Genomic DNA, 7,056 nt, shown 5'->3' with positions numbered 1-7,056 from the left:
CAGCTCATCAACCAGCTGCTGATGGACGCCACCATCACGCACCGGCTGGGCAAGGGCGCGCGCGCGCCGGTGGGCGTGGCCGAGACCATCAACGAAACCCGGCGCCGCATCGGGCCGCTGGAGGCGCAGCGCCTGCGCATCGAGATCGCCCCCGAGGTGCGCCGTGCCCGCATCGCGGGCGATCGCGTGGCGCTGCGCGAGATGCTGCGCAACCTGGTGGACAATGCCCTGCGTTATGCGCCGCAGGGCAACGTCGACATCCAGGCGACGCCGGTGGCGGGGTATCGCGTGGCGCTGACGGTGTCCGACCGCGGCCCCGGCATCGCCGACGATGAAAAGGAAGCCGTGCAGCAACGCTTCACGCGCGGGCGCACCGGTGAATCGCAGCCCGGCTCGGGCCTCGGGCTGGCCATCGTGCGATCGGTCGCGGTAGCGCACGGCGGCTCGCTGTGGCTGCAGGATCGGTCCGGCGGCGGCCTGTCGGCGCGCGTCATCCTGCCGCTGGCGCGCCCGCGGACGGGACGCGGGCTGGCGGGATGGATAGGCGTAGTCGGCGCGGCGTTCCTGCTGCTGTCCGCCGCGCCGGCAGACGTGCGCGCCGCCGAGGTCCCTGAGATCGTCACCCGCTATCCCGCGCCGCAGCCGTCATCGCGCGTGCTGACCATTGCCGGCCCCACCGACACACCGGTGGTGGCGCCGCTGATCCTCGGCTTCCAGGCGCAGCGGCCCGACGTCACCGTGGTCTATCGCGAGATGGGCAGCCGCGAACTGTACGAAGCGGCGATCGAGGACCGCCTCAAGGACGTGGACGTGCTGATGAGTTCGGCCTCGGACCTGCAGATCCGCCTGGCCAACGACGGCTACGCGCAGCGCTACACCTCTCCCTATGCCGCGCGGCTGCCATCGTGGGCGGTGTGGCGCAACGAGGTCTACGGCTTCACTTTCGAGCCGGCGGTGATCGTCTACAACCCCAAGCGCTACAGCGAAGCCACCGTGCCGCGCTCGCGCCAGGACCTGCTGCGCACGCTGGAGCAGGACCGCGCGCGCCTGCATGGCCGCGTCGGCACCTACGATATCTCGCGCAGCAGCGTGGGCTACCTGATGGCCGAGCAGGACGAGCTGGTGTCGTCGAACTTCTGGGGCCTGGCCAACGCCTTCGGCCAGGTCGGCGTGCGGCTGTCGGCCACCACCGCCGAACTGCTGGACGCCATCGAGAACGACGAGATGGACCTGGGCTACAACATCCTCGGGTCGTACGCCCTGTCGCGCCAGGCGGCGGGCGCGAAAATCGGCGTGGTGTTCCCGCAGGACTACGTGCTGGTGCTGGCGCGCTCGGTGCTGATCGCGCGGCGCGCGCCCAACCCCGACCTGGGGCGCGCGCTGGTCGACTGGCTGCTGTCGCCCGCCGGCCAGCAGGTGGCGTCCAGCCACGCGGCGCTCGGCTCGATCATGGAGGACACGCCCGGCCGCTGGACCTCCGAGGCGGTGCTGGCGCGCTCGCAGGGCATCGTGCAGCCGGTGGTGCTGTCGCCGGCGTTGCTGGTGGGGCTGGACCAGCGGCGCCATTCGCGCTTCGTGCAGAACTGGATCCGGCTGGTCACCGACACGCCCGAACGGCCGTAGGGCGCGGCTGCCCCGGACTCGCGCGCGGCAAGGCAGGCGAACGGCCGCCCCCAAAAGATCGGCCCCTTGCGCGAACACCGGGATTACCCCTATCCCGGCTGTCGCCCCATGACAGGACGACGACAGACGCCGAATCCTAAGATGGGCGCCAACAGGTCCATGCGCCTGTCGATACCAATTCCAAACGGAGACAAGACATGCTTGCCAAGTCCAGACTGGCGGCCGCCTGCGCCGCAGCATTCGCCATCGCCGCCGGCAGCGCCTACGCCCAGCAAGTGCCCGCGGGCTACCCGGCCGACTACCAGAAGATCCTCGACGGCGCCAAGAAGGAAGGCAAGGTCGTGATCTACTCGACCACCGACACCAAGGCGGCCGGCCCCATCATCAAGGGCTTCGAAGCGCTGTATCCCGGCGTCAAGGTCGAATACAACGACATGAACAGCACCGAGCTGTACAACCGCTACATCAGCGAGCAGGCGGCGGGCGGCAGCAGCGGCGACATCGTCTGGAGCTCGTCGATGGACTCGGCCCTCAAGCTGGCCACCGACTACGCGCTGCAGTACAAGTCGCCCGAGATCGGCAAGCTGCCGGCCTGGGCGGTGTGGAAGGATTCGGCCTACGGCACCACCTACGAACCGGCGGTGTTCATCTACAACAAGCGCCTGATCCCGGCCAACGAAGTGCCGACCACGCACGGCGCCCTGGCCAAGCTGATCGCCAGCCAGCCGGACAAGTTCAAGAACAAGGTCACCACCTACGACATCGAGAAGTCGGCCGTGGGCTTCATGCTGGCGGTGCAGGACAAGGCCAACGATCCCAAGTACTTCGAGACGCTCAAGGACATCGCCAAGGGCGGCCTGATCGTGCAGTCGTCCACCGGCACCATGATGGAACGCGTCTCGTCGGGCGAGAACCTGGTCGGCTACAACATCCTGGGCTCGTACGCCGAGACCCGCGCCAAGACCGACCCGTCGCTGGGCGTGGCCTATCCGACCGACTACGCGCTGGTGCTGTCGCGCGTGGCGTTCATCAGCAAGAAGGCCAAGAACCGCAACGCCGCCAAGCTGTGGATGGACTACCTGCTGTCGCAGAAGGGCCAGGAAATCATGGCCAACCAGGCCGACCTGGCCTCGGTCCGCGACGACATCGAAGGCGACAACGACGTCGACGGCATGACCAAGAAGCTGGGCGCCTCGCTCAAGCCGATCCCGGTCAACGAGACCCTGCTCGACTACCTGGAGCAGAACAAGCGCCTGCAGTTCATCAAGGACTGGCGCGCCGCCGCCGGCAAGTAAGGCTGTCGCCGGTACAGCCGGGGGCCGCGCGCCCCGGCCGCAAGCACGCGGGCGGGCGTAGCACCGCCGCCCGCCAGGCCGCCCGCGGGCCGGGTGTTCATGGCCCACGGGCGCGGCCCGCGTCTATCGAGATAACAGGATTTCCCCATGCAGTCATTGCGCAGAAAATGGCAGTCCCTGCCACGCGGCGTGGTGGTGCTGATCACAGCCTTGGCCATCTACGTGCCGCTGTCGTTCATCATCATCCAGAGCTTTCTATCCGCGCCCTTCTTCACGCCGTCCAAGGTCTTCAGCCTGGATGCGTTCCGCTTCATCTTCGCGGACCCCGATTTCTACAAGGCGCTGAAAAGCGGCTTCATCCTGGCGTTCGGGCTGGCCATCATCGCCATTCCGCTGGGCGGCATGCTGGCGTTCCTGATGATCCGCACCGACCTGCCGGGCCGGCGCTGGATCGAACCGCTGATCCTGGTGCCGATCTTCGTGTCGCCAATGGTGCTGGGCTTCGGCTACGTGGTGGCGGCGGGCCCGGTCGGCTTCTTCTCGACCTGGGCGCAGAACATCCTGGGCTTCGTGCCCTGGAACGTCTATTCGCTGACCAGCATCGTCATCATCGCCGGCCTGACGCACGTGCCGCACGCCTACCTGTACATTTCGTCGGCGCTGCGCAGCATGGGCTCGGACGTCGAGGAGGCGGCGCGCGTCAGCGGCGCCTCGCCGCTGCGCGTGATGGTGTCGGTGAGCCTGCCGATGGTGCGGCCGGCCATGCTGTACGCCACCGTGCTGCTGTTCTTCCTGGGCCTGGAAGTGTTCGGCCTGGTGCTGGTGCTGGGTGACCCCGAAGGCAACCTGGTGCTGGCCACCTACCTGTACAAGTTGACCAACAAGCTCGGCATCCCCTCGTACCACCTGATGGCCGCGGTGGCCGTGGTGCTGATCTGCATGACGATTCCGCTGGTCATGCTGCAGCGCCGCCTGATGCGCACCGCCAACCGCTTCGTCACCGTCAAGGGCAAGGCCTCGCGCGCCCGTCCGCTGCCGCTGGGCAAGTGGCGCTGGGTGGCCGGCGGCGTGGTGGCGTTCTGGCTGCTGGTCACCATCGTGGTGCCGCTGCTGGGCGTGCTGCTGCGCGCCTTCGTGTCCAACTGGGGCATGGGCGTGTCGCTGTTCGACGTGCTGTCGCTGGACGCGTTCCGCACCGTGTTCTCGCAACCCAACCTGATGCGCGCGATCGTCAACTCGGTGGCCATCGGCGTGTTCGGCGGCGCGCTGGCGGTGATCTGCTACACCTTCGTCGGCCTGGCCATGCACCGCAAGCCGGACAACGTCACGCGCTTCATGGACTACAGCGTGCTGGTGCCGCGCGCCGTGCCCGGCCTGCTGGCGGGCCTGGCCTTCCTGTGGGTGTTCCTGTTCGTGCCGATGTGGCTGGACAACGCGCTGGACGCCGACCTGGGCGGCTGGCTGTCGGGACTGCCGTTTGCCGAGTGGGCGCGCGAGAACTTCGTCGAATGGCTGCGCGCCATGCGCAGCACCATTTTCAGCGTGTGGCTGGCCTACACGGTGGTGTGGATGGCCTACGGCCTGCGGCTGATCTCGTCGACGCTGCTGCAGGTCGGCCCCGAACTGGAAGAAGCCGCCCGCAGCGCCGGCGCGCGCCGCGGCCAGGTCACGCGCCACGTCACCGTGCCGCTGGCCAAGTACGGCCTGATCGGTTCGTGGCTGCTGATGTTCCTGATCTTCGAGCGTGAATACTCCACCGGCGTCTACCTGCTGTCGCCCGGCACCGAGACCATCGGCTCCATGCTGGTATCGCTGTGGGCCTCGGGCGCCATCGACATCGTGGCCGCGCTTTCCTTCATCAATATCGTTCTGGTCGTGATCGGCCTGGGCATCGCCCTGCGATTCGGAGTCAAACTTCATGATTGAGCTTTCTGTAGAAGACCTGCACCTGGATTACGGCGACAACCCGGTGCTCAAGGGCGTGTCGATGCAGCTGCGCCAGGGCGAGGTGGTGTCGCTGCTGGGCCCCTCGGGCAGCGGCAAGACCACCCTGCTGCGCGCCGTGGCCGGTCTGGAAGGCCCCAAGCGCGGCCGCATCACCATCGGCGATCGCACCGTCTACGACGGCGCGGCGCGCCAGGAGATCCCGGCCGAAGAGCGCAATCTCGGCCTGGTGTTCCAGTCGTATGCCCTGTGGCCGCACAAGACCGTGTTCGACAACGTCGCCTACCCGCTCAAGCTGCGCAAGGTGCCGTCGGGCGAAGTGCGCGAACGCGTGCAGGCGGTGCTGGACCAGCTCGGCCTGGGCAAGCTGGGCCAGCGCCATCCGCACGCGCTGTCCGGCGGCCAGCAGCAGCGCGTGGCCATCGGCCGCGCCCTGGTTTACAGCCCGCCCGTGATCCTGCTGGACGAGCCGCTGTCCAACCTGGACGCCAAGCTGCGCGAGGAGGCCCGCGCCTTCCTGCGCGAGCTGATCATCCGCCTGGGCCTGTCGGCGTTGATGGTGACGCATGACCAGAGCGAAGCCATGGCGATTTCCGACCGCATCCTGCTGCTGAACAACGGCAAGATCGAGCAGCAGGGCACGCCGCAGGAGATGTACGGCGCGCCCAAGACCTTGTTCACCGCCGAGTTCATGGGCAGCAACAACCGCCTGGACGGCAAGGTCACCGAAGTGCGCGACGGCCGCGCCCGCATCGAGGGCCGCGGCTGGGCGCTGTGGGGCCAGGCCGGCGAAGGGGTGGCCGCGGGCCAGGACGCCACCGCCGTGATCCGGGTCGAACAGGTCCGCCTGGCGGACGACCCCGACGGCAACCACATCGACATGCCGCTGCTGACCAGCATGTACCTGGGCGACCGCTGGGAATACCTGTTCCGCACCCCCGACGCGGATCCGGCCAATACCCTGGCGCTGCGCGCCTACGGCCCCGAGAGCCGCGAACCCGGCCCCTGCCGCCTGGCGCTGCCGGCCGGCAAGGTGTGGGTGTTCCCGCGCCCGGCCAAGTAGGGTGACGGCGGCGGGCGGAGTGGCTCTACAATGCGTGCGTGCAACGCCTCGCTGACTCCCCCTTCCCGCTGAGCCGGCCGCTGCGGTGGCTGGGCGCGCCCGCCCAGCACTACCTGCGCATCGGCATCGCGATTTCGCTGTTGGTGCACGCCGGCGCGCTGGCGTGGCGCTTCGGCGCGCCAGCCCTGTCGCGCCCGCCGGCCACCAGCCTGGAAATCGTGCTGCTCAATGCGCGCAGCGAAACCCCGCCCGACACGCCGCGCGCCCAGGCGCAGAACCAGATGAGCGGCGGCGGCAACGCCGAACGCGGCCTGGCCACCACCCCGCTGCCCCAGACCGGCGCCTCGGCCGAGACCATCGTGCTCGAGGCCATGCGCAAGCGCCAGGTCCAGCTGGAGGCCGAGCAGACCCGCCTGATGACCCAGCTGCGGGCCGCCGACAAGGCCGGCGCCGAGCGCCAGGCCGTCAACCCCTGGCCAGACGGCAACGAGCGGGGCAAGGACGCCGAGGACCAGGCCAGCGTCATCCAGAACGCCCAGGTCGCCGCCCTGGCGGCCAAGGTCCAGCAATACAACGCCGAACCGCGCAAGCAGTTCGTGGCGCCCTCCGCCCAGGCCTCGCGCTACGCCGCCTACCTGGACGCCTGGCGCGCGCGCATCGAGGCGGTCGGCACCCAGCACTATCCCGACGAAGCCCGCGGCCGCATCTACGGTTCGCTGCGCATCACCGTATCGGTGCGGGCCGACGGCAGCATCGCCAATGTCGAGATCGACCAGCCGTCGCCGCACGCGGTGCTGAACCAGGCCGCCCGCCGCATCGTGCAACTGGCCGCGCCGTTTCCGCCGTTCCCGCCCGACATCGCGCGCGACACCGATGTGCTGGTCATCACCCGCACCTGGCATTTCGTCAACGACACCCTGGAAACCGAAGCCCCATGACCGAGGCGCCCCCTCTTGCCCGCTATGCCGTGATCGGCAACCCCATCGCGCACAGCCGTTCGCCCCAGATCCACGCCCTGTTTTCCCGCCAGACCGGCAAGCCGCTGCGCTATGAGCGCCTGCTGGCGCCGGTGGACGGCTTCACGGCGGCCGTGGCCGGGTTCGCCGCCGAGGGCGGCCTGGGGCTGAATGT

The 7,056-nt window shown here is 68.8% G+C and carries 5 protein-coding genes and 1 pseudogene; all 6 read left to right on the top strand.

What is annotated here, in order from left to right; genetic code table 11:
* The coding region (locus DK459_RS09940) for an extracellular solute-binding protein (RefSeq protein WP_110134670.1) at window positions 1-1,623 on the top strand (1,623 nt) is incomplete at its 5' end.
* 197 nt (window positions 1,624-1,820) lie between these two features.
* Complete coding sequence (locus DK459_RS09935) at window positions 1,821-2,918, top strand: ABC transporter substrate-binding protein (protein ID WP_006392747.1); 1,098 nt, start codon at window positions 1,821-1,823, stop codon at window positions 2,916-2,918.
* Window positions 2,919-3,065: 147 nt separating this feature from the next.
* Window positions 3,066-4,844, top strand: coding sequence for an iron ABC transporter permease (locus tag DK459_RS09930; RefSeq protein WP_024067677.1), 1,779 nt, complete (start codon window positions 3,066-3,068; stop codon window positions 4,842-4,844).
* The gene (locus tag DK459_RS09925) at window positions 4,837-5,925 is read left to right on the top strand and encodes an ABC transporter ATP-binding protein (RefSeq protein ID WP_110134669.1); all 1,089 of its coding nucleotides are present in this window, start codon (window positions 4,837-4,839) and stop codon (window positions 5,923-5,925) included. The genes DK459_RS09930 and DK459_RS09925 overlap by 8 nt, the downstream gene beginning before the upstream one ends.
* Window positions 5,926-5,963: 38 nt before the next feature.
* Window positions 5,964-6,863: a TonB family protein gene (locus DK459_RS09920; protein WP_080981541.1), complete on the top strand. Its 900-nt coding sequence runs from the start codon at window positions 5,964-5,966 to the stop codon at window positions 6,861-6,863.
* Window positions 6,860-7,056, top strand: a pseudogene (gene aroE / locus DK459_RS09915) (shikimate dehydrogenase); the annotation flags it as partial. The gene DK459_RS09920 and the pseudogene aroE, both read left to right, overlap by 4 nt.

It is taken from the genome of Achromobacter sp. RW408, from assembly GCF_003184165.1.
Taxonomy (GTDB): Bacteria; Pseudomonadota; Gammaproteobacteria; order Burkholderiales; family Burkholderiaceae_B; genus Achromobacter; species Achromobacter xylosoxidans.
This window is presented reverse-complemented; position numbering and strand designations above follow the sequence as displayed.

Bases quoted from the DNA above. Each gene is read 5' to 3' on its own strand.
- DK459_RS09935 (WP_006392747.1), top strand. From the start codon at position 1,821: ATGCTTGCCAAGTCCAGACTGGCGGCCGCCTGCGCCGCAGCATTCGCC.
- DK459_RS09930 (WP_024067677.1), top strand. From the start codon at position 3,066: ATGCAGTCATTGCGCAGAAAATGGCAGTCCCTGCCACGCGGCGTGGTG.
- DK459_RS09925 (WP_110134669.1), top strand. From the start codon at position 4,837: ATGATTGAGCTTTCTGTAGAAGACCTGCACCTGGATTACGGCGACAAC.